This window comes from Gemmobacter sp. 24YEA27, assembly GCF_030052995.1.
Taxonomy (GTDB): Bacteria; Pseudomonadota; Alphaproteobacteria; order Rhodobacterales; family Rhodobacteraceae; genus Pseudogemmobacter.
The window spans coordinates 289,994-315,571 of the sequence record NZ_JASJPW010000001.1; the positions used below are offsets into that span (position 1 = coordinate 289,994).

Sequence of the window (25,578 nt, forward strand, 5' to 3'; positions counted from 1 at the left end):
TTTTCACGAAAAGGCAAGGGAGAGCGCTATGGCCCACATCACAAGGCCCACGCTGATCTCCAGCACGACCCAGGCGCGGGGCTTTGCGAAGACCGGTGCAAGAAAGCGCGCGCCAAAGCCAAGCGCCGAGAAAAAGCTGAACGACCCCGCCGCCGCCGCGATCCCGAAGGCAAGGCGGTGACCGTCATGCTGCGCCGAAACCGAGCCGAGCAGCAGCACCGTGTCAAGATAGACATGCGGATTGGCCCAGGTCAGCAACAGGACCGTACTCACCACCTTGCCGCGCGACACCCTGCCCGCTGCCGAGGGCACCAGGGCTTCGCCGCCCTGCATCGCGGCGCGAAATCTCAGCGCGCCGTAAACCACCAGAAAGGCCACGCCGCCCCATTTCATCACCGGCAATGCCCAGGGCGCGGCGCGGCTCATGGCACCGAAACCGGCCACGCCCAGCGTGATCAGAAGCGCATCCGAGATCGCACAGATCGCCACCACCAGGCCGACATATTCCCGCCGGAGCCCCTGGCGCAGCACAAAGGCATTCTGCGCCCCGATGGCGAGGATCAGGCTCAGCGCCGTGAAATAGCCTGACAACAGCGCCTCGAACATCTGCATCCTCCCCGGGTTTCCCAGGCCTCGCTACCGCTTGCGGGTGACATAAATCCAGTTAATGTTTCTTTGTCTGATTAAGATTGGCTTATCCCGATGCTCGACCCCGGCTGGCTTGCCGCCCTCTCTGCCATTCACCGGCGCGGCGCTTTCGACCTCGCCGCGGCGGAGCTTTCGGTGACACCCCCGGCGATCTCGCAACGTATCCGCGCGCTGGAAGAACGGGTCGGCATGCGGCTGATCCGGCGCGGCCAGCCCTGCGAGGCGACGCCGGAAGGCCTGCGGCTGATCCGCCATTTCGACGAGATCAGCCTGCTGGAGCGGCAATTGGCCCGGGATCTGCCGGCCCTTTCCGCCGGGCCGGCGCCGCTCAGGATCGCGGTCAATGCCGACAGCCTGGCGACCTGGGTGCTGCCGGCGCTGCGCGCCTGCGAGGGCGATTTTCTCTTCGATCTCGTGATTGACGACCAGGATGTCAGCCAGGACTGGCTCAGGCGCGGCGAGGTGATGGCGGCGGTGACAGCCCATCCCGGCCCCTTGCAGGGCTGTGACACGGTGGCGCTCGGGTCGCTGCGCTACCTCGCCACCGCGAGCCCGGATTTCATGGCGCGCTGGTTTGCCGGCGGCGTCACGGCGGAGGCGCTCGCCCGCGCGCCCTCGCTGATCTATTCCGGCAAGGACAGGCTGCAACAGACCTGGGCCGCGCGGATGGCCGGCCCGGTGACGCTGCCCTGCCACCGGATCGGCGCGAGCCAGGCCTTTGTCGATGCCGCGCTGCTGGGGCTGGGCTGGGCAATGAACCCGGAAACCCTGGCGCGCGCCCATATCAACGCCGGCAGGTTGCAGGAGGTAGTCGCAGATTCGGCGCTGGACGTGGCGCTTTACTGGCAGTTCCCGCGTCTGGTCGCCCCGGCCCTTGCGCCGCTGACCCGCGCGATCCGGCAGGCGGCTGCCGAAGTCCTTGTGCCCCCCTCTGCCGCCTGAGGCGCCCTTACCATCTGATCCGCGAAGGGAAGATGAATTCCTCCTCGGGCTTTGGCCCCTTCACCCCTGCCAGCCCGAAGGTGAGGCGCCTGAGCTCACCGGTGGCGGCCGATTTCAGCCCCGGATCCAGTGTTACCGGTGCGCCGATGGCGATGCGCAACGGCTTTTTCGCGCGCCTCAGAGTCTCGCGGAAGATCAGCGCCACGCGGAGCGGGTAGGAATAATGGCTCGCGATCTGGAAGAGGCGGGAATTCTGGCCATGGAACCAGACCGGCAGCACCCGGACCCCGGGCCGCGTCGCAAGGCGCGAGACGAAAGGATGCCAGGCCGGGTCCGCCGCGCGGCGCGAAAGCGGCTTTGGCGCGGTCGAGACGCCGCCCGCCGGGAAGATCACGAGCACATGCCCCGCCTCAAGCCAGTCGCTCGCCGCGCGCCGCGTCTCGGCCGAGCTGCGCCGCGCCTCCGGCCCATGGCTGAAATCGACAGGCAGCACCAGGTCCTTCGCTTCGGGCGCGTGGGCCAGCGCGGCATGAACCATCAGCTTCACATCCGGGCGGATCCGGGTGATCAGATCGCCGATCGCCAGCCCGTCCGCGATGCCGAAAGGGTGGTTCGCCACCACCAGCAGCCCGCCGGTTTTCGGGATCAGCCCCTCATCCCCGGCGGTATACTCGGTTCGCAGGCCCAGCACGCGCATCGCCTCGGCAAAAACCGGTGCCTGCGCATCGCGGCCCGGATCACTGCGCCAGTCGCGATAGAGCCGCTCGATCCGGGTCTGGCCCGAAAGGCGCTCCACCGCGCGGATCAGCCGGCGGCGCAGCGGGCTTTGATCAGGATGCGAATAGGTGAAGACCGGGCCCGCAGGGAGTGCGCCGGGAAGCCTGTTCTGCAGATCATCACAGACCCTGCCGGAGGGGTGCATTGGCAAGGCCGTAAAGCTGTCATCCCCATGCACCATCTGCCCCATGCGCCTGTCCCGTTTTGCACCGGACGCGGGTAGCGCGCCCTTCTGGCACCGCAAATTACAACCGCGAGGTGACACAGAGGTGACGGTGGCGATCATGGGAACGCGGGCAAGAAAAAACCCCGGCACGATGGCCGGGGTTCTGATCGTCGGAAAAGACGAATCTCAGAGCTGTGCGGCGACGTCGTCGGGCACGTCGAAATTATGGGTGACGGTCTGGACGTCGTCATCCTCTTCCAACAGATCCACCAGCTTCATCAGCTTTTGCGCGGTGTCGAGATCGACCTCGGTGCGCGATTGCGGGCGCCAGACAAGTTTGGCCTCGGTCGATTCGCCAAGCGTGGCCTCCAGCGCGTCCGAGACGGAGGAGAGGTCTTCGACCTTGCAATAGATCCAGTGGCTCTCGTCATCGGTCTCGACATCTTCGGCGCCGGCCTCGATTGCGGCCATCATCACCGAATCGGCATCGCCGGCCGAAAGCGGGTAAGAGATCTCGCCCAGACGGTCAAAGCTGTGCGACACCGAACCGGTCTGGCCCATATTGCCGCCCGCCTTGGTGAAATAGCTGCGCACATTCGAGGCGGTGCGGTTGAGATTGTCGGTCAGAGCCTCGACGATGATGGCGATGCCGCCCGCGCCGTAGCCTTCATAGCGGATTTCAGAATAATCCGCCGCATCGCCCATCTGCGATTTCTTGATGGCGCGGTCGATCACGTCTTTCGGCATCGAGACCGCTTTGGCGGCTTTCACCGCGAGACGCAGACGCGGGTTCTTGTCGGGATCCGGGTCACCCATTTTCGCGGCGACAGTGATCTCTTTCGAGAGCTTTGAGAACATCTTCGAGCGGATGCCATCCTGCTTGCCCTTGCGGTGCTGGATGTTCGCCCATTTCGAATGGCCTGCCATAGGGGCCTCATTCCTTCGATTTCGGTGGTGGAGTTCCTTACACCGCCATCCGGGCTTGCGGCAAGAGCCGGGGGACCAGTCCCCCGGACCCCCGGGATATTTTCAGACAGAAAATGAAGAAAACGGCTCAGAGCGGCCAGAAAATGGGGATCAGAGCCGAGCAGAGGAACATCAGGATGATGTTGAGCGGCAGGCCTACCCGCATGTAATCAGAGAAACGGTAGCCGCCGGGGCCGTAAACCATCATATTCGTCTGGTAGCCAACGGGCGTGGCGAAGGCGAGCGTGGCCGAGAACATCACCGCCACCACCAGCGGGCGCGGGTCGATGCCGAGATTGTTGGCGAGCTCAATCGCGACGGGGGTGTAGATCACGGCGACGGCGTTGTTCGAGAGGAACTCGGTCAGCACGAGGCCGAGGAAATAGACCGCAAGGATCAGGAAGAAGGGCGACAGACCCTGGAGCCAGGGCGCGGCAGCATTGACGATCATTTCGACCGCGCCGGAACGGTCGAGCCCCTCGCCCACCGCCAGCATGGCGAAGATCATCGCGAGGAGACGCCCGTCGACAAAGCTGAAAGCCTCGTCACTGTCGACACAGCGGCTGACGAGGATCACCGCGACCGCAAGGAAGGCCAGCAGCTGGATCGGCGCCACGTCAAAGGCCGAGAGAATGACGATGAAGGCCAGTGCCCCTACCGCGATGGGGGCTTTCGCGCGGCGATAGGGCTTTTCACGCGGGCGGGTGATGTCGACGAGGTCCATATCGGCGGCAAGGCGCTGGATGTCTTCGATGGCACCTTCGAGAAGCAGTGTATCGCCGACCCGTACAACCAGATCATCCAGCTGGCGCCCGATATTCTGGTTGCGGCGATGTGCGGCCAGCACATAGACGCCGTAGCGGCGGCGCAGCCGCAGGTCGCCGAGGCGCTGGCCCTCCATCCGGCAGCCGGGGCCGATCAGCACCTCGACCGTCTCGGTTTTGACCGATGACAGCTTATCAACCAGATGCACTTCGCGCCGGCGGTCGAACTCCATCAGGTCAGCCATTTCGGCGCGCAGCACCACGCGGTCGCCGGGTTCGAGCCGGACCGGCGCGAGGTCACGGCGGAGCGAGGCGTCGCCGCGCAGAACGTCGATCAGCCGCACGCCATTCCTGCGAAACAGATCAACCTCCAGCGGGGCCTGGCCAACCAGCGGGCTGTCTTCCGGGATCGCGACTTCGGTGAAATATTTCATCTTGCGCCGGTCGGTCAGCAGCATCCCCATCGACTGGCGCACCGGCAACAGGCGATTGGCAAAAAGCCCGAGGAAGACCGCGCCGACACCCGTAACCGCAAGCCCCAGCGGCAGGATCTCGAACAGCGTGAAATGCGCCATGCCCGCCTTCACCGCGACCCCGTCCACCAGCAGGTTGGTCGAGGTGCCGATCAGCGTCATCATCCCCGCCATCACTGTCATATAAGACAGCGGGATCAGAAGCTTGGACGGAGCCGTGCCAATTTTCAGCGCCAGTTGCATGACCACGGGGATCATCACCGCCACCAGAGGCGTGTTGTTCATAAAGGCCGAAGCCACCGCGATAAAGCTGAAAAGCGCCACAATGGTCAGGCGCGGCCGCCCCTCGACCGACTTCTCGGCGGTATGGATCACCTGCTCGATGGCGCCGGTGCGCACCAGCCCGCCCATCACCAGAAACATCAGCGCAATCGTCCAGGGCGCCGGGTTCGACAGCACCGATTGTGCCTCGGACAAGGGCAGGAAGCCAAGCACCATCATCACCGCTGCGGCCGCAATGGCGGTAACCTCGACCGGGATGATCTCCGAGACAAAGAGGCCGAACATCACGACAAGAACGGCCAGCGCCACCCAGGGCTGCGCGGCGGCGGAGATTTCAAACCAGAGCATCATGACCTTCAACTGAACTGACGGCCTTATAGGATGCGCCCCCTGTTCGGGGAAGAAAATTCTACAAAGCCGGTCGTCTTTGGGTCAGACTTGGTGTCGTCCCGGCCCGAACAGGGCCGAACACGCTCTGAGCGAAGAAAGTGCCGCCTGCGACGGCAGAAGGCCAGGGGCGCTCGATCAGGGGCCGGATTGCTGCAGGCGGCCGCCCTGGCGGACCATCACCACCCGGGTGGCAAGGCCGGTCCGGTCATCGGTCTCGACATAGGCCCCCGACAGCGTCGCCTCGCCCGCAGCCGGCTCGAACCGGGTCTTCGACATGCCGGTGACGAAACGGCGCATTGGCTCCAGCTTTTCCATGCCGATCACCGAATCGTAATCGCCGCACATCCCGGCATCGGACAGATAGGCGGTGCCGCCCTTCAGGATCTGCGCGTCGCCGGTGGGCACATGGGTATGGGTGCCGACAACAAGGCTCGCCTGACCATCACACCAATGCCCGAGCCCCATCTTTTCGGACGTCGCCTCGGCATGGACATCGATGATCGCGGCCTGGACACTGACGCCCAGCCGATGCGCTTTCAGCACCGGATCCACGGCGGAAAACGGATCGTCAAAGGGTTGCTTCATGAAGACCCGGCCCAGCACCTGCGCCACCAGCACCTTGCGCCCGCCCGGCGCATCAAACACCCGCGCGCCCCGCCCCGGAGCGATCCTGGAATAGTTCAGCGGCCGGATCACCCGCGGCTCAACTTCCAGAAATTGCGCCATATCCTTCTGGTCAAAGGCGTGATCCCCCAGCGTGACCACATCGGCCCCCGCCGCCAGGATCCCCTTCGCATGCTCAGCCGAAAGCCCCATGCCGCCTGTCGCGTTCTCGCCGTTCACCACGACAAAATCGAGACCCCAATCCGCACGCAACTTTGGCAGGCCGGCCGTTATTGCCGCCCGCCCGCTGCGCCCCATCACATCGCCAAGAAAAAGCAGTTTCATGACAATCCGCCTTATGCCTCTGCCCCCAGTCCTGCAAGCCCCCTTCCTGCTGACTTCGAATACTCCCGGCAGAGGTATCCGCAGCCAATCAGCAGCACCCTGTTGAGCCCCCGGGCGGAACCCGCTAACCAAAGGCCATGTCGCCAGATCAGATCCAGACGCTCTTCACCCGCCGCGATGGCAGCTTCCTCTGCGCCCGCTGGGGCCGCCCCATCGTGCCGGTGATCTTCGGCACCGATGATGCGACGCTTGCGACCGTCAAGGGTGCCATAGAGGCGATCGTCGCTCTTGCCGGCCACCGTATGGCGGAAACCGACCCCGAGCTCGGCGCCAATCTTATGGTGTTTTTTTTCCGCGACTGGGCGGAACTGCCGCAGGTGCCAAAGCTCGACCATATGATCCCCGGCCTCGGGCCGCTTTGCGAGCGGCTCAGCGCCGAGGGCGCCAACCGCTACCGTACCTTCCGTTTCGACGAGACCGGCGCGATCAAGGCAGTCTTCCTGTTTCTCAGGATGGATGAGCACCTCTCCGACATGCCCGCCCAGGACCTCGCGCTGGCCCAGGGGCAGAGGCGATGCTCTCCTTCGCCGATGGCGCCTTCAGCCAGATTTCGCCGCTGGCCCGCAGCGAGGGCAATGTGATCCTGCATCCCGATCTCGCGCTCCTGATCCGCGCCGCCTATGATCCGATCCTGCCTGCGGTGGCCCAGGATTCCGGGCATGCGCTGCGGCTGATGGCAAGAATGCTCCCCTCCCCTGACAGCAACGCAGCCCCCGATGCATGAATTCAGCCTCCGCGTCTGGTATGAGGACACCGACCTCGCCGGCATCGTCTATTACGCCAATTACCTGAAATTCATCGAGCGCGGCCGCAGTGACTGGGTCGCCGCCCGCGGCATCGACCAGATCGCTTTGCGCGACCAGCAGGACATCGTCTTCGCCGTCCGCCGGGTCGAGGCCGATTACCTGCGCCCTGCGAAATTCCAGGACGCCCTGACCGTCACCACCACCCTCACCTCGGTCACCGGTGCGCGCATCGTGCTGGACCAGGAGGTCCGGCGCCAGGACGAGACGCTGTTTCGCGCCACTGTCACGCTGGTCTGCCTGACCGGCGCCGGCCAGGCCAGCCGCATCCCGGCAGAAATCCGCGCGCGGCTCGCCCCTTCGCTGCACTGAGCCGCCGCAAAGCCGCAACTGGTGCCCTGCTCACGCCACATTCGCTAAGATGTGTTGGCATTCCCCTTGTAACGCTGCTAGAATCAGGTCTAACGACCGGCGAATACTGACCGGCGATCTTAAACGAGCAGGCGCAATGGACCCCACAACCCTCGCGACAGCCGCGCAGGAGATTGACTTCTCGCTGCTGGCCCTCTTTGCCCGTGCGACCTTTACGGTCAAACTGGTGATGATCCTTCTGATCGGCATGTCTTTCTGGGCATGGGCAATCATCATCCAAAAACACATCCTCTTCCGCAAATCCCGCGCCGAAGCCGCAGCTTTCGACCAGGCCTTCTGGTCGGGCGAGCCGCTGGACGAGCTTTACGAGCGGATCGGGCCGGAACCCCAGGGCGCCTCTGAGCGGGTCTTCGCGGCCGGCATGCTGGAATGGCGCCGCAGCCACAAGCAGGACGGCGCGCTGATCGCCGGCGCCCAGGCCCGGATCGACCGCGCCATGGATGTCGCCATCGCCCGCGAAAGCGAAAAGCTGAACAAGGGCCTGTCCTTCCTCGCGACCACCGGCTCGACCGCGCCTTTCATCGGGCTTTTCGGCACGATCTGGGGGATCAAACACTCGTTCGAGGAAATCGCGATCTCGCAGAACACCTCGCTCGCCGTCGTGGCCCCCGGCATCGCCGAGGCGCTGCTCGCAACCGGCATCGGCCTGATCGCCGCTATTCCTGCGGTGGTGTTCTACAACAAACTGAACGCAGACAGCGAACATATCCAGGGCAACTGGGAAAGCTTTGCCGATGAATTCGCGACCATCCTGTCGCGCCAGCTGGATTCCTGATCCATGGGCGCCGGGGTGATGAAAAAGTCCGGAGGCGGGGGCCGCCGTGGCCGCCGTCGCGGCTCTTCCGCCGCGATGAGCGAGATCAACGTTACGCCTTTCGTCGACGTGATGCTGGTTTTGCTGATCATCTTCATGGTGGCCGCGCCCCTGATGACCGTGGGCGTGCCGATCAAACTGCCGGAAACCGCCGCCAAAGCGATGGCCGAAGAAAAGGAAGAGCCGCTTTCCATCACCTTGACCGCCGATGGCCTGGTGATGATCATGAACAGCGAAGTCGACCCGAACGAGCTGATCCCCCGCCTCAAGGCGATCGCGGCGGAACGCACCTCGAACAAGGTCTATCTGCGCGCGGACGGCAATCTGGCCTATGAGCGCGTGGCCCAGGTGATGGGCGCGCTGAATGCCGGCGGTTTCAATGATATCGGTCTGGTGACCGACAGCCAGGGCCCGAGTTTCGGCGCCGGCGCGGCCAACTGAGGCGGATCAGCAACATGGAAGGGCGCTTCAAATCAGGCACCATCCTCTCCGGGGCAGGCCATGCCGGTCTGATCCTCTGGGTGATGATTGGCGACTGGTTCTTCTCGCCCTCCGAGCCGACGGAGCCGATGAGCGTACAGGTTACGATGGTGTCGCCGGACGACCTGGCGGACCTTGAAGCAGCGGCTGGCAAATCCTCTGCCGAACCAGCGGAGAGCAGCGAGACCATCTCCTCCCCCGATCCGGTGGAGCCTTCGGTGGACGAGCCGGTGTCGGAGCCGACGCCCGAACCCACGCCCCAGCCAGAGCCTGAGCCGCAACCGCAGCCCGAGCCGACACCCGAGCCCGCGCCGCAGCCTCAGCCGGAGCCGACCCCGGAACCCACGCCTGAACCCGAGCCGGTGATCTCAGATCCCGCGCCGCCCGATGCCGTCTTCGCGCCCGAAGAGCAGCCGATCCCGACCATGAGCACCTCGCCCCGTCCGAAACCCCGGCCGGCAGAGCGCGTCGCCCCGAACCCGGTGGTCGCGCCCGAGGACACCCTGACCGCCGAACGGCCGCAGGACCAGGTCACCACGTCGGAGGAGCCAACCCCCGAGCCCCCGCGTGAGGACCAGCAGGCGACCACCGAGGTAAACAGCGGCGATGTGCTGATCACCGAGGCGAACCAGCAGGACCGAGATGCGGAACCGCTTGGTCCGACCACTTCGCCCCGGCCGAAACCCCGGCCGAACCGCACGGCTGCAACGCCGGAGCCGACTCCCACGCCGGAACCTGCAGGCGAGACCCAGGACCAGCGCGATGCCCGCATCGCGGCCGAGGTCGCCGCAGCCGACCGCGCACAGGCAGAGGCCGAAGCCAAAGCGCGCCGCGAGGCAGCCGCCCGCGAACAGGCCGCCGCAGAAGCCGAAGCGGCAGCGATCGCCGCCGCACTCGCCGCAGCCAATACCGGTTCGGGCGGCCAGGGCCGGGCCGCCAGCGGCCCGCCGCTGAGTGGCGGCGAGATGGGCGATATCGCCGCCGCGATCGGGTCGAAATGGAATGTCGGAACGCTGAGCGCGGATGCGATGGATGCCGTGGTCGTGCTGCGCGTGACCTTTGACGAAAGCGGCAGACCCGGCAGCGATATGCCGCTGATCGAATCGCGCGGCCCCAGCCAGCAGGCGATCCAGGCCGCCTATAACGCGGCCCGCAGTGCGATTGCCCGCGCCTATCAGTCTGGCGGCATTCCGCTGCCGCCTGGGAAATATGAGACCTGGAAAGTCCTCGAATTCGAATTCGATGGCAGCGGGATGAGGCTGCGGTGATGGGCATTGCCGCAGCCCCGCAAACGCGCCCGGCTTTGCTGGGCCCTGCGGCTCTTTTCGCGCTGGCGACATTGTCAGGCGGCCCGGCCCTGGCCGATCGCGCCCTCCGCAGCAATGCAGTGGTCGAAATCTTTACCTGTGCCAATCTTCTGCCCGATAATGACACCAACCCCGAAGCGATGCATCAGATCGGCCGCGCGGTGGCGCTGGTCCATAACAGGGGCGCGCTGCCCCCCGGGTCTGAACGCGCCCGCGTCGTGCTGCGGCTTTGCTTTAACAAAAACCTCGGGCAGCCGATCATCGAAGTGACGGATTATTCCGGCCCTGTCGGAGAGGTGGCCGATGCCACACAAAAGGCCGCGATGCGCAGTCTGGAGCGGGCCCTCGCAGCAGGCACCCTGACCAAAGCACTTGGCGCGCTGGCCGGGGGCAGACCCGAGGCTGCGGTGGTCGATCTTGTCTTTGGTCCGGCTCAGGCGGAAGATCCCCGGCGGAAGATCAATGACAGACGGGCCAATGACACAGATGTCAGATGACACCGGAACCCTTTTACGCCGTGATGGGTTTACGGCGGAAGTTTTAACCAGGAGCCGCAAACCCGGCACCAGACCGGACGAGATCGGAGCGAGAGGCAGATGACCTTCACCAGAAGAAGCTTTGCGACCACCCTGCTGGCCGGGGCCGTGATGGTCCCCGCCATGGTGCGCGCCCAGAACAGTCCGACCCGGATCAGGATCGGCACCGGCGTGATAGAGCCGATGCCGATCGCTGTGCCGGCCTTCGTCGATGAAGGCGGTGCCGGGGATCTCGCGCGCAATCTCGCGCAGGTGGTGACATCGGATCTGGACGGCACCGGCCTTTTCCGCACCATCAACCGGGATGCCTATATTTCGCGCATCCAGGGTTTTGACGGCGCGATCGCCTATGAAGACTGGCGCGTGATCAAATCGGAAGTCCTGGTCGTTGGCGCGGTTTCCGCAGCCGGAGACCGCATCACCGTCAAGGTCCGCGCTTATGATATCGCGAATGGCCAGCAGTTCGAAGGTGCCGCGATGCAATTCGCCGGGACCAAAGCCGGCTGGCGCCGCATGGCGCATAAGGTTGCCGACCTGGTCTATTCGACCCTGACCGGCGAAGGTCCCTATTTCGACAGCCGTGTCGTCTATGTCGCTGAATCCGGCCCGAAAAACGCCCGCCTCAAACGCCTTGCAGTGATGGATTATGACGGCGCCAATGTGCAATATCTGACCGACAGCTCGGCCATCGTGCTGGCGCCCCGGTTCTCGCCCTCGGGCGACCGGCTGCTTTACACCAGCTATGAGACCGGCTTTCCGCGCATCACGCTGCTGAACCTTGCCAATCTCAAGCGCCAGACGCTGGCGGAACAGCCCGGCACCATGACCTTCGCGCCGCGCTTCTCGCCCGATGGCGGCTCGGTGGTGTTCAGCCTGGAACGCGGCGGCAATACCGATATCTACAAGATGAGCCTGTCCTCGGGGCAGACCCAGCAGCTGACCAATGCGCCCTCGATCGAAACCGCACCGTCCTATTCCCCGGATGGCAGCAAGATCTGTTTCGAGAGCGACCGCACCGGTGGCAGCCAGATCTATGTCATGAATGCGAGCGGTGGCGAGGGGCAGCGGATCTCGGGCGGCGCGGGGCGCAACAGCACCCCGGTCTGGAGCCCGCGCGGTGATCTGATCGCCTTCACCAAACAGAATGCCGGCCGTTTCCACATCGGCGTCATGCGCACGGACGGATCGGAAGAGCGCCTGCTGACCGCGTCCTTCCTTGATGAAGGCCCGACCTGGTCGCCCAATGGCCGCGTGATCATGTTCACCCGCGAGACCGAGGGCGGCGGCGGTCAGGCCTCGCTCTGGTCGGTCGATACCTTTGGCAGAAACCTGAAACAAATCCCGACCGAAGGCGCGGCGTCCGACCCGGCATGGTCGCCCCTGTTGCCGTAAACCGCCATTTTCGGGCCTGGGCGATCCTGCCGGATTCCCCAGCCCCCCGGAACCTGCTAACCTGGGCGGCGAAACACTGATCCGCGCTGGCCCGAGAGCCGAATTATAAGGACGAACCGATGAGCTTTATCCCCAAAGCCCTTCTTCTTGTGGCTTCGCTTGGCCTCGCAGCCTGTCAGAACCCGGACCGTTACGGTGCGGGTGGCCCAGGTGGTACGGGCGGCACCGGTGGCACCGGCGGGACGGGCTATATCGACACCAACGGGCTCGGCGATCCGAGTGATCCGCGCTCCATCGCCTATTTCAACCAGACCGTTGGTGACCGCGTGCTCTTTGCGGTTGACCAGTCCACCGTCTCGGATCAGGGCCGCCAGGTGCTGAACGGCCAGGCCAACTGGCTGAACCAGAACCCGGGCTATGCGATCATCGTCGAAGGCCATGCCGACGAACAGGGCACCCGTGAATATAACCTCGCGCTTGGCGCGCGCCGTGCGGCATCGGTGCAGCAATATCTGCTGTCGCAAGGCGTTGCAGGCTCGCGGATGCGCACGATCTCTTACGGCAAGGAACGCCCGATCGAAGTCTGCTCGACCGAGAGCTGCTATTCCAAGAACCGCCGCTCTGTGACGGTTCTCTCGGTCGGCGCCGGGTCGTAATATGATGCGGGCGAGGTTCCTTCTTCCCCTGCTGGCCCTTGGTCTTGCCACACCGGCGGCGGCGGAAAGCCTCGCCGATGTGCGGGCCGAGCTGGGCCAGCTTGCCGCTGAATTCAACGCGCTCAAAGGCGAACTCACCACCACCGGCGCTTCGGCGCGGGTGGGCGGTGTGGATGCGCTGGCGCGGATGGACACGCTTGAGGCCGAGCTGATGCGGCTGACCTCACGCACCGAAGAAATCGAGCTGCGGCTGAACCGTGTCGTCCAGGACGGCACCAACCGTATCGGCGATATCGAATTCCGCGTCTGTGACGCGGATCCGTCCTGCGATCCGATGAATATGGGCGCGACCGCGCCACTTGGCGGTGGCAGCTCTGCCGCAGCCGCCCCCGCTACACCCGCTGCCCCGTCTCAGGGCAGCACCTCCTCCGCACCAGCGCTTGCCGTCGCAGAACAGGCAGATTTTGACCGGGCCAAGGGGGTGCTCGGTCAGGGTGACTTTCATGGTGCTGCGGCGCTCTTTGAGACCTATGCCAAATCCTATCCTGGCGGGCCGCTGATCCCCGAAGCGCATTACCTGCGCGGGGAAGCCCTGCGCCAGGCCGGCCAGACCGCACCGGCCGCGCGCGCCTATCTGACCGCCTATAACACGGCGCCGGATGGGGCAATTGCCCCGGATGCGCTGCTGAAGCTCGGCGAGGCTTTCGGCCAGCTGGGCGAACGCGACCAGGCCTGCGTCACGCTGCAACAGGTGCCGCTGAACTTCCCGACCAGCCAGGCTTCGGCCCAGGCCAGTATCGCCATGCAGGGGCTCGGTTGCCCCTGAGCCCGCAGTATCGCTGGCTTGAACAGCATGAGCCGGCCGACCGTGGCCTGCTCAGATCATGCCTGTCCTTCGAGTTCCGGCAAAACGCCGGTGCTTCGAAAATCGGGGTCGCAGTCTCTGGCGGTGGCGATTCCGTAGCGCTTTTGCATCTGGTCGCCCGCGCCGCGCCGCATTGGGGCCTGAGCGCCGAAGCCGCGACCGTCAATCACCACCTGCGCCCTGAAGCCGCTGATGAGGCCGATTTTGTATCGCAGGTGGCGGCGGGCCTTGGGCTGGCGCATCAGACACTTGACTGGACCAGTCATCCGGCCACCGGCAATCTGATGCAGGCTGCCGGGCAAGCGCGGCTTGATCTGCTGGCAGCCTGGGCGAAATCGCGGGGGATCACGGATGTCCTCCTCGGCCACACCGCCGATGACCAGGCCGAGACCTTTGTCATGGGCCTCGGCCGCGCCGCAGGCCTCGACGGGCTGACCGGGATGCGCGCGCGCTTTGATCACAATGCTGTCAGCTTCTGGCGGCCCCTCTTGGGCTGGTCACGGGCCGGGATGCGCGCCTTCCTGAACCGTCATGACCTCGCCTGGTGCGATGACCCGACAAATGAAGATGACACCTATACCCGCGCGCGTATCCGCAAGGCGTTGCCCGGGCTGGCACCGCTTGGTCTGACGCTTTCCAGCCTCAGCGAGACCATCAGAAATCTGGCCGATGTGCAGGATCTGCTTCGCCACACCACCGCTGATGCCTTCGCCCGCTTTGGCCGCGAAGAGGCCGGGGCGCTGCATTTCGCCCATCTCCCCTTCACCGACAGCCCCTTCGAGCTGCAGCGCCGTCTGATCATCGCCGCAATCCGCTGGATTTCCGGCACCCGCCACCCGCCCCGCGCCGATTCCGTGCATCAGGTGCTCAGCGAGCTCTGGCGTCACCGTGGCACCACACTGGGAGGCTGCCTGATCCGTGTCGGTCCTCAGGAAATCCGTGTGACCCGCGAACCGCGGGCCGTTGCGGGTCCGCTCACCTGGCATCCCGGCGCGACCTGGGATCATCGCTGGCAGGTAACCGGCCCGTCCCTGCCCGATGCAACCCTGCGCGCGCTTGGCGCAGATGGGCTTGCGCAGATGCCGGACTGGCGCAAATCCGGCATCCGGAGGGATGCGGCCCTTGTCTCGCCCGCGCTGTGGCAGGGTGACCGGCTGGTTTCCGCCCCCCTTTTCCCGCAATTTGCCGCCAAATGGCAGGCCAGCCTTTACCCAACCTTTGGAAGTTTCATCTTATCGCATTGAACCCAGGGCCTGGATTGCTAAATTAGTATCAAATGCGGCCCTGCCCCTCTGGCTCAGCTGGCCGCCTGTCGGGAGAAATACGTGAACAACGCGCGCAACATCGCATTCTGGGTGGTCCTGCTCTTGCTGGTCCTTGCGCTTTTCCAGGTCTTCTCTGGCGGCCAGTCAAATATGGGCGCCCGTTCGCTGAGCTGGTCTGAGTTCATCACCCAAGTGGATCAGGGCCGGATTGCCTCGGTGACCCTTGACGGCGAGCGGGTGACGGTACGCACCAAGGATGGTGGCGCCTTTTCGACCATCAAGCCCGGTGACGAACAGGTGACCGACAAGCTGATCGCGAAAGGGGTCGAGGTTCAGGCCAGCCCGCAGCAACAGGGCTTCCTGTCCTCGCTGCTGGTGACCTTCCTGCCCTTCATCCTGCTGATCGGCATCTGGATCTTCTTCATGAACCGGATGCAGGGCGGCGGCAAAGGTGGCGCGATGGGCTTTGGCAAATCGCGGGCGAAACTGCTGACCGAAAAGCAGGGCCGCGTCACCTTTGACGACGTGGCCGGCATCGACGAGGCCAAGGAAGAGCTGGAAGAGATCGTTGAATTCCTGCGCAACCCGCAGAAATTCTCGCGCCTTGGCGGGAAGATCCCGAAAGGCGCGCTGCTGGTCGGCCCGCCCGGCACCGGTAAGACGCTGCTCGCCCGCGCCATTGCAGGCGAAGCAGGCGTGCCCTTCTTCACCATCTCGGGCTCTGACTTTGTCGAGATGTTCGTGGGCGTCGGCGCGTCGCGCGTGCGTGACATGTTCGAACAGGCGAAGAAAAACGCCCCCTGTATCGTCTTTATCGACGAGATCGACGCCGTTGGCCGCGCCCGTGGCGTCGGCATGGGGGGCGGCAATGATGAACGCGAACAGACGCTGAACCAGCTTCTGGTCGAGATGGACGGGTTCGAGGCCAATGAAGGGGTGATCATCGTCGCGGCCACCAACCGCAAGGATGTGCTCGACCCCGCGCTGCTGCGTCCGGGCCGCTTTGACCGTCAAATCAATGTGTCGAACCCCGATATCAAAGGCCGTGAAAAGATCCTCAACGTCCATGCCCGCAAGATCCCGCTGGGCGCCGATGTCGATCTGCGCACCATCGCGCGCGGCTCACCAGGCTTCTCGGGGGCTGACCTTGCGAACCTCGTCAATGAGGCGGCGCTGACCGCCGCCCGTGTGGGCCGCCGTTTCGTCACCATGGCCGATTTCGAACATGCGAAAGACAAGGTCATGATGGGACCCGAGCGCCGCTCGATGGTCATGTCGCAGGAAGACAAGGAAATGACCGCCTATCACGAGGCTGGCCATGCGATTGTCGGGATCAAACTGCCGAAATGCGACCCGGTCTATAAGGCGACGATCATGCCACGCGGCGGTGCGCTTGGCATGGTGATGAGCCTGCCCGAGATGGACCGCAACTCCTGGCACAAGGACCAGATGAAGGACCGGATCGCCATGGGAATGGCTGGCAAGGCCGCCGAGATCAAGAAATGGGGCGAAGACCGCGTTTCCTCGGGGGCTTCGGGCGATATCCAGAACGTCTCGGCCGTGGCGCGTGCCATGGTCATGCGGTGGGGCATGTCGGACAAGATCGGCAATATCGACTATTCCGAAGCGCATGAGGGCTATAACGGCAATACCGGCGGGTTCTCGGTTTCGGCTGAAACCAAAAGGCTGATCGAGGATGAGGTGAAAGCTATCGTCGATGAGGGCTATGCCCGCGCGATGCAGATCCTCACCGAGAATGAGGAAGAGTTCGAGCGCCTGGCCCAGGGCCTTCTGGAATATGAGACCCTGACCGGCGACGAGATCCGCAAGGTTCTCGCGGGCCAGAAACCCGGCGATGATGACGGTGCCGAAGACGCCGGCGAGGCTGCGGCTTCGGTGCTGGCGATCCCGAAAACCCGCACCTCGCGGGGGCCAAAGCCCGGAGATGCCGAACCCTCGCCGACCTGATCCTATGGATCTGTTTTTCATCAGCCGGGAAGCGCCGATCGCGCCTCCCGGCTTTTGCATATCCGCTTTACGGCAGGTGAAGGTGCCTGAGGCGAAGAGATGATTGGAAATGACATATCACTCGTTTAAGGGTGAACCATTCTGGTGGGGAGATAGCCATGTCGAGCGGAATGCAGGATGAAGCAGCCCAGGCAGCGCGTCAGGCGGCGCTGAATTATCACGAATTCCCCAAGCCGGGTAAGCTGGAGATCCGCGCAACCAAGCCGCTTGCGACCGGTCGTGACCTGTCGCGCGCCTATTCGCCCGGCGTGGCCGAGGCCTGCCTCGAAATCAAGGCCGATCCCTCCACCGCCTCGCGCTACACCGCACGCGCCAACCTGGTCGCCGTGATTACCAATGGTACAGCGGTGCTGGGGCTGGGAAATATCGGGGCACTGGCGTCAAAGCCCGTGATGGAAGGCAAGGCCGTCCTCTTCAAGAAATTCGCCAATATCGACTGCTTTGACATCGAGGTGAATGAAAACGACCCGGTCAAACTGGCGGAAATTGTCTGCGCGCTGGAACCATCCTTCGGCGCGATCAACCTTGAAGACATCAAGGCACCCGATTGTTTCATCGTTGAACGACTTTGCCGCGAGCGGATGAACATCCCTGTCTTCCACGACGACCAGCATGGAACAGCAATCGTTGTCGGCGCGGCTGCGACCAATGCGATGATCGTGGCCGGCAAGAAATTCGAAGATATCAAACTGGTGTCCACCGGTGGCGGCGCGGCAGGGATCGCCTGCCTCGAAATGCTGGTGAAGCTAGGGGTCAGACGCGAGAACATCTGGCTTTGCGATCTTGAGGGTCTCGTCTACCAGGGCCGCGAGACACAGATGACCCCGCAAAAGGCCGCCTTCGCACAGGGCAGCACCCCGGCGACGCTCGCCGAGGTCATCAGGGGCGCCGATATGTTCCTTGGCCTTTCCGGCCCCGGCGTGCTGACGGCGGACATGGTCGCCACAATGACCGCAAAGCCGGTGATCTTCGCGCTGGCGAACCCGACGCCCGAGATCCTTCCCGCCGAAGCCCGCGCCGTCGCCCCGGACGCGATCATCGCCACGGGGCGGTCGGATTTCCCCAACCAGGTCAATAACGTCCTGTGCTTCCCCTTCATCTTTCGGGGGGCGCTGGATGTCGGCGCCACCACGATCAATGACGAGATGGAGCTCGCCTGTATCGAAGGCATCGCCGCGCTGGCGCGCCAGACCACATCGGCAGAGGCTGCCGCCGCCTATCAGGGGGAACAGCTGACCTTCGGACCGGATTACCTGATCCCGAAGCCGTTTGACCCCCGCCTGATTGGCGTTGTCGCCTCAGCTGTGGCCACTGCCGCGACCAGTTCCGGCGTAGCGGCGCGGCCGCTGACCGACCCCGAAGCCTATAAGCGCAAGCTCGACGGCTCGGTCTTCCGCTCGGCACTGCTGATGCGCCCGGTTTTCGAAGCTGCCCGCACCGTCACCCGCCGCATTGTCTTTGCCGAAGGCGAAGATGAGCGTGTGTTGCGCGCAGCAAATGCGATGCTGGAGGAAACCACCGACGTTCCGATCCTGATTGGCCGCCCCGAAGTGATCGAGGCACGCTGCGAACGCTATGGCCTCGCCATTCGCCCGGGTCGCGATTTCCATCTTGTGAACCCGGAAAACGACCCGCGCTACCGCGATTATTGGGGCACATATCACGAACTGATGGCGCGGCGCGGCGTCTCGCCCGACATCGCGCGCGCGGTGATGCGCACCAATACGACCGCCATCGCCGCCGTCATGGTGCATCGGGACGAAGCCGACAGCCTGATCTGCGGCACCTTCGGGCAATATCACTGGCATCTCAACTATATACGCCAGGTGCTCGCCCGTGACGGCCGTCACGCAGTGGCTGCACTTTCGATGATGATCCTCGAAGATGGCCCGCTTTTTGTCGCCGATACCCATGTGAATGCCGAGCCCACCGCGCAGCAGATCATGGAAACCGCGATGGGCGCCGCCCGCCATCTGCGCCGCTTCGGCATCGCGCCGAAGATCGCTTTCTGCTCGCAAAGCCAGTTCGGCAATATGGACAATCGCTCGGGCCGGGTGATGCGCGAGGCACTGGAACTGCTCGACGCGCGCGAGCCCGATTTCGCCTATGAGGGCGAGATGAATGTCGACACCGCGCTCGACCAGGAGTTGCGCGAGCGGTTGCTGCCGGGCGCTCGGTTCGAAGGCGCGGCGAATGTGCTGCTCTTCGCCTCGGCCGATACGGCGTCGGGGGTGCGCAACATCCTCAAGATGCGCGCCGGTGGCCTGGAGGTCGGGCCGATCCTGATCGGGATGGGCAATAAGGCGCATGTGGTGACGCCGGCAATCACCGCGCGGGGCCTTCTGAACATGTCGGCCATCGCCGGCACGCCGGTTTCGCATTACGGCTGAGCCGGCGCGGGCAAGGACAGCGGAGAGAGAATCACCTCTCCGCTGCAAGCCGCGCCCCACTGCGAGGCTTTGCAAACTTCGCGAGATTGCGCGTCACTTATGCGGGCAAATCAGATTTTGCAAATATTTCGCAACCCAGCATCGCGAATTCTGCAAACTTAGGCTGTTCCGGCACCACTGTTGCCGGTAACAAAGTTGCGCCCTTCGACACCCTGGCATAACAAACGCTTAAGTCAGGAGGAGGACCAGGGATGGGGTATCGCGACGTCTACGCGCATTGGAAGTCCGACCCGGAAGGGTTCTGGATGGAGCAGGCCCAGGGCATCGACTGGGAAAAACAGCCCACCCGCGCGCTGAATGCCGACAACGCACCGAGTTATGAATGGTTCGCTGACGGGCTGGTCAATACCTGCTGGAATGCGGTTGACCGCCATGTCGAAGCCGGGCGCGGCGACCAGCTGGCGATCATCCATGACAGCCCGGTCACGCATCTGAAAAAGGGCATCACTTACCGCGAATTGCAAAAACGCGTGGCCAGCCTTGCCGGCGCGCTCAGGGCGAAAGGCGTGACCAGGGGCGACCGGGTCATCATCTATATGCCGATGATCCCCGAGGCGCTGGAGGCAATGCTGGCCTGCGGCCGGCTTGGCGCGATCCATTCGGTCGTCTTCGGCGGGTTCGCGGCCAATGAGCTGGCGGTGCGCATCAATGACTGCACGCCCAAGGCGATCATCGCGGCGTCCTGCGGCATCGAACCCTCACGCATCGTGCATTACAAACCGCTGCTGGATGCCGCCATCGATCAGGCCAGCCACAAACCTGAATTCTGTGTGATTTTTCAGCGCGAACAAGAGGTTGCCCAACTTATCGAGGGCCGCGACGTCGCCTGGCACAGTTTTCAGTATGGCGTTGAGCCCGCCGAATGCGTGCCCGTCGAGGGCAATCACCCGGCCTATATTCTTTATACCTCCGGCACCACCGGCGCACCGAAGGGCGTGATCCGCGCCACTGGCGGCCATCTCGTCGCGCTGAACTGGACCATGAAAGCGATCTATGACATGGCGCCTGGCGAGGTCTTCTGGGCCGCGTCAGACGTGGGCTGGGTCGTCGGCCACAGCTATATCTGCTATGCGCCGCTGATCAGCGGCTGCACCACCATCGTGTTCGAAGGGAAACCCGTCGGCACGCCGGATGCCGGCACGTTCTGGCGGGTGATCGCGGAAAACAAGGTGAAGAGTTTCTTTACCGCACCGACTGCGCTTCGGGCCATCAAGCGCGACGACCCTGCCGGGGAATTCGTCAAAGATTACAATATGAAGCATCTGAAATACTGCTTCCTCGCCGGCGAGCGCGCCGATCCCGACACCATCGCCTGGGCGGCGCGGCATCTGAACGTGCCGGTAATCGACCATTGGTGGCAGACCGAGACCGGCTGGGCCATTGCTGCCAATCCAATGGGGATTGAAGCGCTGCCCATCAAACCCGGCAGCCCTTCGGTGCCGATGCCCGGCTATGATATCCAGGTGCTGGACGAAGGCGGGCACCCGGTCGCCCCCGGCACGCTTGGCGCGATCGCCGTGAAACTACCGCTGCCTCCCGGCAACCTGCCCGGGCTGTGGAATGCCGAAGACCGTTTCAGAAAAAGCTACCTCTCTCATTTCCCCGGCTTTTACGAGACAGGAGATGCCGGTTACATCGACGAGGACGGCTATCTCTACATCATGGCCCGCACTGATGATGTGATCAATGTGGCAGGCCACCGCCTTTCGACCGGCGCGATGGAAGAGGTACTGGCCTCGCATCCGGATGTCGCCGAATGTGCGGTGATCGGGGTGGCAGACACGCTGAAAGGTCAGTCCCCCCTGGGCTTTTTGTGCCTGAACAAGGGCACCAGCCGCGCACATGGCGATGTGGTGAAGGAATGCGTGAAACTGATGCGCGACCGCATCGGCCCGGTTGCTGATTTCAAACGCGCACTGGTGATCGACCGCCTGCCGAAGACCCGCTCGGGCAAGATCCTGCGCGGCACCATGGTGAAAATCGCCGATGGCACCGAATGGAAAATGCCCGCCACCATCGACGACCCCGTGATCCTTGACGAAATCACGATTGCGCTGAAATCCATCGGCCTCGCCGGCTGATCCCGGCAGATTTGCGAGTTGCGGCGCTGTGTCCTGACCGGCACGGCGCCCTTCTCACGTCGGAACCAGGCGGGAATCCGTCCTTGACGCCGGGTCCGACAGCCTGAATGACGCGAGGCACTGGACCTGACACTCTGGTCGTGCCAGCTTACGCCATTGTGGAAGAAAGAAATTTCACTCCATGAATATTATTTCCCTGGCCTGTTTGATGGCTGAATTGATGTGCTCCCTGCCAGATTGGCAGACAGTCCGGGTGTGAGTCAGATGCGGATACCTGTTCTGCTGGTTGAAGATACGCCGTCTTTGCAATTCGTTTACCGTTCCGTCCTGACCGCAGCCGGAATGAACGTGCATCCCGCCGGCAGCGCGTCAGAGGCGCTGCAGTTGCTGCATCAGGTCAAACCCGGAGTGGTCATTCTTGATCTCATGCTGCCGGATCGTGATGGTCTGGCGCTGATGTCCGAGATGCTGGCCATTAACCCTGACCTGTGCGTTGTGGTCATGTCGGCGCAGGGATCGGTCGACCGGGCCGTAGCGGCGATGCGGGCGGGGGCCTTTGACTTCCTGCTTAAGCCCTTCGAAGAAAACCGGTTTCTCGCGGCGGTCCGGGCCGCAGTTCTGGCCGCCGAGGAAACCACCCCCGGCCAGCCGGCGCCGAAACGGCGCGCGGAGACCGCCGCCAGCAGCGATCCCGCTGCCAGCATCGGCTCCTCCGAGGCGATGAAACAGGTGCATCGGGTGATTTCATCGGTCGCGGGCTCCATCGCCACCGTCTTCATCACGGGCGAAAGTGGCACCGGCAAAGAGCTCGCGGCCATCGCCCTGCACACCCAATCCCCCCGCGCGCGCGGCCCGTTTATCGCTCTGAACTGCGGCGCAATCCCACATGACCTGCTGGAATCCGAGGTATTCGGCCATCTGAAAGGCAGTTTCACCGGCGCCATCGCCGATAAGCCCGGTGCAGCAATGGCGGCGGATGGTGGTACGCTGTTCCTCGACGAGGTTTGCGAGATGGCGCCTGCCCTGCAGACCAAGCTTCTGCGCTTCCTGCAAACCTCGATGGTGCAGCCGCTCGGTGCAACGCGACCGCAAAAGGTTGATGTCCGGATCATCTGCGCCACAAACCAAGACCCACTCGATGCGGTGCGGCGCGGGCAGTTCCGCGAAGACCTCTATTACCGCCTTCATGTGGTGCCGCTTCATATGCCACCTTTGCGGGATCGCGGCCGCGACGCTGCCGAAATCGCCGAGGTCGCGCTGCGCCGCTTTGGTGGTGAAGAGGGCAAGGGGTTCGCGGGGTTCGCGCCCGAGACGCAGCGGATCCTGTTGCGGCATCGCTGGCCAGGAAATGTGCGCCAGCTTTTGAATGTTGTGCGCAATATCGCGGTGATGCAGCCGGGTGGCCTTGTAACGCCGGATATGCTGCCCGGCGACATGCTGCGCGAAGACCCCGGTCAGAACCGGGGGGCCTCACAGCCAGATGCGCCGTCCGGGACCGCCGGGCCGCAGAGAACAGGCTTTGCGCCGGTTGCTACGGGGCTTGACTCCGCCGAGACCGCTTTCGCAGGCAAAACCCTGGCCGAGATCGAACGCATGGCCATCGAAGCGGCGCTTGCGCGACATCAGGGCTCGGTGCCCAAAGCTGCACATGACCTCGACATCTCGGTCTCGACACTCTACCGCCGGATCGAAGCCTGGAAGTCAGATCAGAGCTGACACCACGTAACCAACTGTAATATCATACAAACTGCTCTCGGATCAGCCGTTCCTCAAGGCCATGCCCCGGGTCGAACAACAGACGATAGCTGATTGCGGAATTTGAACGGACCACGACCGAGATCACATCGCGCACCGAATTGCGGCTATCCGCATCGGCCATGACCGGGCGCTTATCCGGGTCGAGCACATCGAAGCGCACCTCGGCTGTTTTCGGCAAAAGCGCACCACGCCAGCGGCGCGGGCGGAAGGCCGACATCGCCGTCAGGGCCAGAACATCGGCGCCGATTGGCAGAATCGCCCCATGCGCCGAATAGTTATAGGCGGTCGACCCGGCCGGTGTCGCCACCAGCGCGCCGTCGCAGACCAGCTCCGCCATCCGTTCGCGACCATCAATCGAAACCCGCAACCGCGCCGCCTGGGGACCCTGCCGCAAGAGCGACACTTCATTGACCGCAAGCGCGTTGGTGACCTTGCCTCGCACATTCTCGGCCTGCATCGAGAGCGGATTGAGCAGCGCCTCTTCGGCCAGTTGCAGGCGTTCGGGCAGCCCGTCATCGATATAGGCATTCATCAGAAAGCCAATGGTGCCGCAATTCATGCCATAGACCGGCAGATCGCGCCCCGATTGCGCGTGCAGCGTCTCAAGCATGAATCCGTCACCACCCAGGGCGACCACAACCGAGGCACGCCGCAGATCGATCTGACCGTAGCGGGCCGTCAGCCGCGCCAGTGCCGCTTGCGCCGCCGGGGCCTTCGACGCCGTAAACCTGATTTTTGGCTGCATCCCACCTCTCCGTCAGGTCGCAACCCTGACCCCGGCGGGGCGGAAACTCAAGGGCCGGCGCGCCCTGTCTGTCTCCCGGCAGGCGCTTCATTTGCCGCCCGGGCACCATTGCCCCCACCGCGCAATTCTCGGGGCACGCAGGGGGCGCCCGGAAAAGGCGGCGACGCCAGTCGTGACCGGCCCGGATTTCGCCGCCATATCGCAACGGGTCGCTTTCCGGCCTTTCCCTGGCAGGGTACGTGTTCTAAACAACCGGCAACCAAAAATACCATCCCGCATGGCCCAACGGAGACGAGTATGACCGCCCAGACCCGCGATTCCGGCTTTTTCACCGAATCTCTTTCCTCGCGCGACCCCGAGCTTTTCGGGGCTGTGCGCTCTGAACTTGGCCGCCAGCGCGATGAGATCGAGCTGATCGCGAGCGAGAACATCGTCTCCCTCGCGGTTCTGGAAGCCCAGGGCTCGGTGCTGACGAACAAATATGCCGAGGGGTATCCGGGCAAGCGCTATTACGGCGGCTGCCAGTATGTCGACATCGCCGAAACCCTCGCGATCGAGCGCGCGAAAGAGCTTTTTGGCTGCAAATTCGCCAATGTGCAGCCGAATTCCGGCAGCCAGATGAACCAGGCCGTCTTCCTCGCGCTTTTGCAGCCGGGCGACACCTTCATGGGGCTCGACCTGAATTCGGGCGGACACCTCACCCATGGCTCGCCGGTCAATATGTCGGGCAAGTGGTTCAAGGTCATATCTTACGGCGTGCGCCAGCAGGACCAGCGCCTCGATATGGACGAGGTGCGCAAGAAAGCCCTCGAGCACAGACCAAAGCTGATCCTGGCGGGGGGCACCGCCTATAGCCGCGAATGGGACTGGGCCGCCTTCCGGGCGATTGCTGATGAGATCGGCGCTTACCTCCATGTTGATATGGCACATATCGCGGGCCTTGTGGCCGGCGGCGTGCATGCCTCGCCGCTGCCGCATGCCCATGTGGTGACCACCACGACCCACAAGAGCCTGCGCGGCCCGCGTGGGGGTATGGTGCTCACAAATGATGAAGACATCGCTAAGAAAATCAATTCGGCGGTCTTCCCCGGCCTGCAGGGCGGCCCGCTGATGCATGTGATCGCCGCCAAAGCGGTCGCATTCGGCGAAGCGCTGCGCCCCGAGTTCAAGGCCTATGCAGCCCAGGTGAAAACCAATGCGGCAGCCATGGCGGATGAGCTGATGAAGGGCGGGATCGATATCGTCTCGGGCGGTACCGACAACCATCTTTGCCTCGCCGATCTGCGGCCCAAGAAAGTGACCGGCAAGGCGGCCGAGGCGGCGCTTGGCCGCGCCCATATCACCTGCAACAAGAACGGCGTGCCGTTTGATCCGGAAAAGCCGTTTGTGACCTCGGGCATCCGTCTGGGCGCGCCGGCAGGCACCACGCGCGGGTTCGGCGAGGCCGAATTCCGCCAGATCTCGCGCTGGATCGTCGAAGTGGTTGATGGGCTCGCCGCCAATGGCGAAGACGGCAACGGGGAGGTCGAGGCCAAAGTGAAGGCCGAGGTCCAGGCCCTGTGCGACAGGTTCCCGCTTTACCCGACCCTCTGACCACAAATGATAAACAA

21 protein-coding genes and 1 pseudogene are annotated in these 25,578 nt (G+C 63.9%); 16 read left to right on the top strand and 6 right to left on the bottom strand.

Annotated elements, in window-relative coordinates; genetic code table 11:
• Positions 1 to 3: 3 nt before the first annotated feature.
• A complete protein-coding gene (locus QNO18_RS01485) occupies positions 4 to 606 on the bottom strand; it encodes a LysE/ArgO family amino acid transporter (protein WP_283176243.1) in 603 nt (200 codons plus the stop codon).
• Positions 607 to 702: 96 nt separating this feature from the next.
• Here QNO18_RS01485 and QNO18_RS01490 point away from each other — a divergent pair, with 96 nt between their 5' ends.
• Positions 703 to 1,590, top strand: coding sequence for a LysR family transcriptional regulator ArgP (locus QNO18_RS01490; protein ID WP_283176244.1), 888 nt, complete (start codon positions 703 to 705; stop codon positions 1,588 to 1,590).
• Positions 1,591 to 1,597: 7 nt separating this feature from the next.
• Here the strand turns inward: QNO18_RS01490 and QNO18_RS01495 are convergent, their stop codons facing one another.
• The 4 genes from QNO18_RS01495 to QNO18_RS01510 all read right to left on the bottom strand — a co-directional run bounded on the left by QNO18_RS01495 (position 1,598) and on the right by QNO18_RS01510 (position 6,356).
• A complete protein-coding gene (locus QNO18_RS01495; RefSeq protein ID WP_283176245.1) occupies positions 1,598 to 2,557 on the bottom strand; it encodes a lysophospholipid acyltransferase family protein in 960 nt (319 codons plus the stop codon).
• A gap of 162 nt (positions 2,558 to 2,719) precedes the next feature.
• Entirely contained in the window at positions 2,720 to 3,460 is a 741-nt protein-coding gene (locus QNO18_RS01500; RefSeq protein WP_283176246.1) for a YebC/PmpR family DNA-binding transcriptional regulator, read from the bottom strand.
• Between the two features lie 127 nt (positions 3,461 to 3,587).
• Positions 3,588 to 5,366, bottom strand: a complete 1,779-nt coding sequence (locus QNO18_RS01505; protein WP_283176247.1) for an SLC13 family permease — start codon at positions 5,364 to 5,366, stop codon at positions 3,588 to 3,590.
• A gap of 177 nt (positions 5,367 to 5,543) precedes the next feature.
• The gene (locus QNO18_RS01510; RefSeq protein ID WP_283176248.1) at positions 5,544 to 6,356 is read right to left on the bottom strand and encodes a TIGR00282 family metallophosphoesterase; all 813 of its coding nucleotides are present in this window, start codon (positions 6,354 to 6,356) and stop codon (positions 5,544 to 5,546) included.
• Between the two features lie 137 nt (positions 6,357 to 6,493).
• Between QNO18_RS01510 and QNO18_RS01515 the strand changes: the two are divergent.
• From QNO18_RS01515 to QNO18_RS01580, 14 genes and pseudogenes are all read left to right on the top strand, one after another.
• Positions 6,494 to 7,140: pseudogene (locus QNO18_RS01515) on the top strand (hypothetical protein).
• Positions 7,133 to 7,531, top strand: coding sequence for a tol-pal system-associated acyl-CoA thioesterase (gene ybgC, locus QNO18_RS01520; RefSeq protein WP_283176249.1), 399 nt, complete (start codon positions 7,133 to 7,135; stop codon positions 7,529 to 7,531). The pseudogene QNO18_RS01515 and the gene ybgC overlap by 8 nt, the downstream one beginning before the upstream one ends.
• 136 nt (positions 7,532 to 7,667) lie before the next feature.
• Positions 7,668 to 8,366 (top strand): protein TolQ, encoded by a 699-nt coding sequence (gene tolQ / locus QNO18_RS01525; RefSeq protein WP_092899623.1) that lies wholly within the window; start codon positions 7,668 to 7,670, stop codon positions 8,364 to 8,366.
• A gap of 3 nt (positions 8,367 to 8,369) precedes the next feature.
• Positions 8,370 to 8,846: an ExbD/TolR family protein gene (locus QNO18_RS01530; protein ID WP_198836637.1), complete on the top strand. Its 477-nt coding sequence runs from the start codon at positions 8,370 to 8,372 to the stop codon at positions 8,844 to 8,846.
• A gap of 14 nt (positions 8,847 to 8,860) precedes the next feature.
• Positions 8,861 to 10,153 carry a hypothetical protein gene (locus tag QNO18_RS01535; protein WP_283176250.1) on the top strand — a complete coding sequence of 431 codons (1,293 nt, stop codon included), beginning with the start codon at positions 8,861 to 8,863 and terminating at the stop codon, positions 10,151 to 10,153.
• Positions 10,153 to 10,689: a hypothetical protein gene (locus tag QNO18_RS01540; RefSeq protein ID WP_283176251.1), complete on the top strand. Its 537-nt coding sequence runs from the start codon at positions 10,153 to 10,155 to the stop codon at positions 10,687 to 10,689. The genes QNO18_RS01535 and QNO18_RS01540 overlap by 1 nt, the downstream gene beginning before the upstream one ends.
• A 99-nt stretch (positions 10,690 to 10,788) precedes the next feature.
• Positions 10,789 to 12,120 carry a Tol-Pal system beta propeller repeat protein TolB gene (tolB, locus tag QNO18_RS01545; protein ID WP_283176252.1) on the top strand — a complete coding sequence of 444 codons (1,332 nt, stop codon included), beginning with the start codon at positions 10,789 to 10,791 and terminating at the stop codon, positions 12,118 to 12,120.
• 119 nt (positions 12,121 to 12,239) lie between these two features.
• Positions 12,240 to 12,776 carry a peptidoglycan-associated lipoprotein Pal gene (gene pal / locus QNO18_RS01550; RefSeq protein WP_283176253.1) on the top strand — a complete coding sequence of 179 codons (537 nt, stop codon included), beginning with the start codon at positions 12,240 to 12,242 and terminating at the stop codon, positions 12,774 to 12,776.
• A 4-nt stretch (positions 12,777 to 12,780) separates the two neighbouring features.
• Positions 12,781 to 13,602 (top strand): tol-pal system protein YbgF, encoded by an 822-nt coding sequence (gene ybgF / locus QNO18_RS01555; protein ID WP_283176254.1) that lies wholly within the window; start codon positions 12,781 to 12,783, stop codon positions 13,600 to 13,602.
• Positions 13,593 to 14,885: a tRNA lysidine(34) synthetase TilS gene (gene tilS / locus QNO18_RS01560; protein WP_283176255.1), complete on the top strand. Its 1,293-nt coding sequence runs from the start codon at positions 13,593 to 13,595 to the stop codon at positions 14,883 to 14,885. Before ybgF ends, tilS begins: the two co-directional genes overlap by 10 nt.
• A gap of 81 nt (positions 14,886 to 14,966) precedes the next feature.
• A complete protein-coding gene (ftsH, locus tag QNO18_RS01565) occupies positions 14,967 to 16,874 on the top strand; it encodes an ATP-dependent zinc metalloprotease FtsH (protein ID WP_283176256.1) in 1,908 nt (635 codons plus the stop codon).
• Between the two features lie 158 nt (positions 16,875 to 17,032).
• On the top strand, positions 17,033 to 19,324 hold the full coding sequence (locus tag QNO18_RS01570) for an NADP-dependent malic enzyme (RefSeq protein WP_283176257.1): 2,292 nt from the start codon (positions 17,033 to 17,035) through the stop codon (positions 19,322 to 19,324).
• Positions 19,325 to 19,575: 251 nt separating this feature from the next.
• Positions 19,576 to 21,465: a propionyl-CoA synthetase gene (locus tag QNO18_RS01575; RefSeq protein ID WP_283176258.1), complete on the top strand. Its 1,890-nt coding sequence runs from the start codon at positions 19,576 to 19,578 to the stop codon at positions 21,463 to 21,465.
• A gap of 264 nt (positions 21,466 to 21,729) precedes the next feature.
• Positions 21,730 to 23,181, top strand: coding sequence for a sigma-54 dependent transcriptional regulator (locus QNO18_RS01580; protein WP_283176259.1), 1,452 nt, complete (start codon positions 21,730 to 21,732; stop codon positions 23,179 to 23,181).
• A gap of 22 nt (positions 23,182 to 23,203) precedes the next feature.
• Here the strand turns inward: QNO18_RS01580 and QNO18_RS01585 are convergent, their stop codons facing one another.
• Positions 23,204 to 23,968 carry an NAD kinase gene (locus QNO18_RS01585; RefSeq protein ID WP_198836647.1) on the bottom strand — a complete coding sequence of 255 codons (765 nt, stop codon included), beginning with the start codon at positions 23,966 to 23,968 and terminating at the stop codon, positions 23,204 to 23,206.
• A gap of 297 nt (positions 23,969 to 24,265) precedes the next feature.
• Here QNO18_RS01585 and glyA point away from each other — a divergent pair, with 297 nt between their 5' ends.
• A complete protein-coding gene (gene glyA, locus QNO18_RS01590) occupies positions 24,266 to 25,561 on the top strand; it encodes a serine hydroxymethyltransferase (protein WP_283176260.1) in 1,296 nt (431 codons plus the stop codon).
• The last annotated feature ends 17 nt before the right edge of the window (positions 25,562 to 25,578 follow it).

Bases quoted from the DNA above. Each gene is read 5' to 3' on its own strand.
- QNO18_RS01485 (WP_283176243.1), bottom strand. From the start codon at position 606: ATGTTCGAGGCGCTGTTGTCAGGCTATTTCACGGCGCTGAGCCTGATC.
- QNO18_RS01490 (WP_283176244.1), top strand. From the start codon at position 703: ATGCTCGACCCCGGCTGGCTTGCCGCCCTCTCTGCCATTCACCGGCGC.
- QNO18_RS01495 (WP_283176245.1), bottom strand. From the start codon at position 2,557: ATGGGGCAGATGGTGCATGGGGATGACAGCTTTACGGCCTTGCCAATG.
- QNO18_RS01500 (WP_283176246.1), bottom strand. From the start codon at position 3,460: ATGGCAGGCCATTCGAAATGGGCGAACATCCAGCACCGCAAGGGCAAG.
- QNO18_RS01505 (WP_283176247.1), bottom strand. From the start codon at position 5,366: ATGCTCTGGTTTGAAATCTCCGCCGCCGCGCAGCCCTGGGTGGCGCTG.
- QNO18_RS01510 (WP_283176248.1), bottom strand. From the start codon at position 6,356: ATGAAACTGCTTTTTCTTGGCGATGTGATGGGGCGCAGCGGGCGGGCG.
- ybgC (WP_283176249.1), top strand. From the start codon at position 7,133: ATGCATGAATTCAGCCTCCGCGTCTGGTATGAGGACACCGACCTCGCC.
- tolQ (WP_092899623.1), top strand. From the start codon at position 7,668: ATGGACCCCACAACCCTCGCGACAGCCGCGCAGGAGATTGACTTCTCG.
- QNO18_RS01530 (WP_198836637.1), top strand. From the start codon at position 8,370: ATGGGCGCCGGGGTGATGAAAAAGTCCGGAGGCGGGGGCCGCCGTGGC.
- QNO18_RS01535 (WP_283176250.1), top strand. From the start codon at position 8,861: ATGGAAGGGCGCTTCAAATCAGGCACCATCCTCTCCGGGGCAGGCCAT.
- QNO18_RS01540 (WP_283176251.1), top strand. From the start codon at position 10,153: ATGGGCATTGCCGCAGCCCCGCAAACGCGCCCGGCTTTGCTGGGCCCT.
- tolB (WP_283176252.1), top strand. From the start codon at position 10,789: ATGACCTTCACCAGAAGAAGCTTTGCGACCACCCTGCTGGCCGGGGCC.
- pal (WP_283176253.1), top strand. From the start codon at position 12,240: ATGAGCTTTATCCCCAAAGCCCTTCTTCTTGTGGCTTCGCTTGGCCTC.
- ybgF (WP_283176254.1), top strand. From the start codon at position 12,781: ATGCGGGCGAGGTTCCTTCTTCCCCTGCTGGCCCTTGGTCTTGCCACA.
- QNO18_RS01570 (WP_283176257.1), top strand. From the start codon at position 17,033: ATGTCGAGCGGAATGCAGGATGAAGCAGCCCAGGCAGCGCGTCAGGCG.
- QNO18_RS01575 (WP_283176258.1), top strand. From the start codon at position 19,576: ATGGGGTATCGCGACGTCTACGCGCATTGGAAGTCCGACCCGGAAGGG.
- QNO18_RS01580 (WP_283176259.1), top strand. From the start codon at position 21,730: ATGCGGATACCTGTTCTGCTGGTTGAAGATACGCCGTCTTTGCAATTC.
- QNO18_RS01585 (WP_198836647.1), bottom strand. From the start codon at position 23,968: ATGCAGCCAAAAATCAGGTTTACGGCGTCGAAGGCCCCGGCGGCGCAA.
- glyA (WP_283176260.1), top strand. From the start codon at position 24,266: ATGACCGCCCAGACCCGCGATTCCGGCTTTTTCACCGAATCTCTTTCC.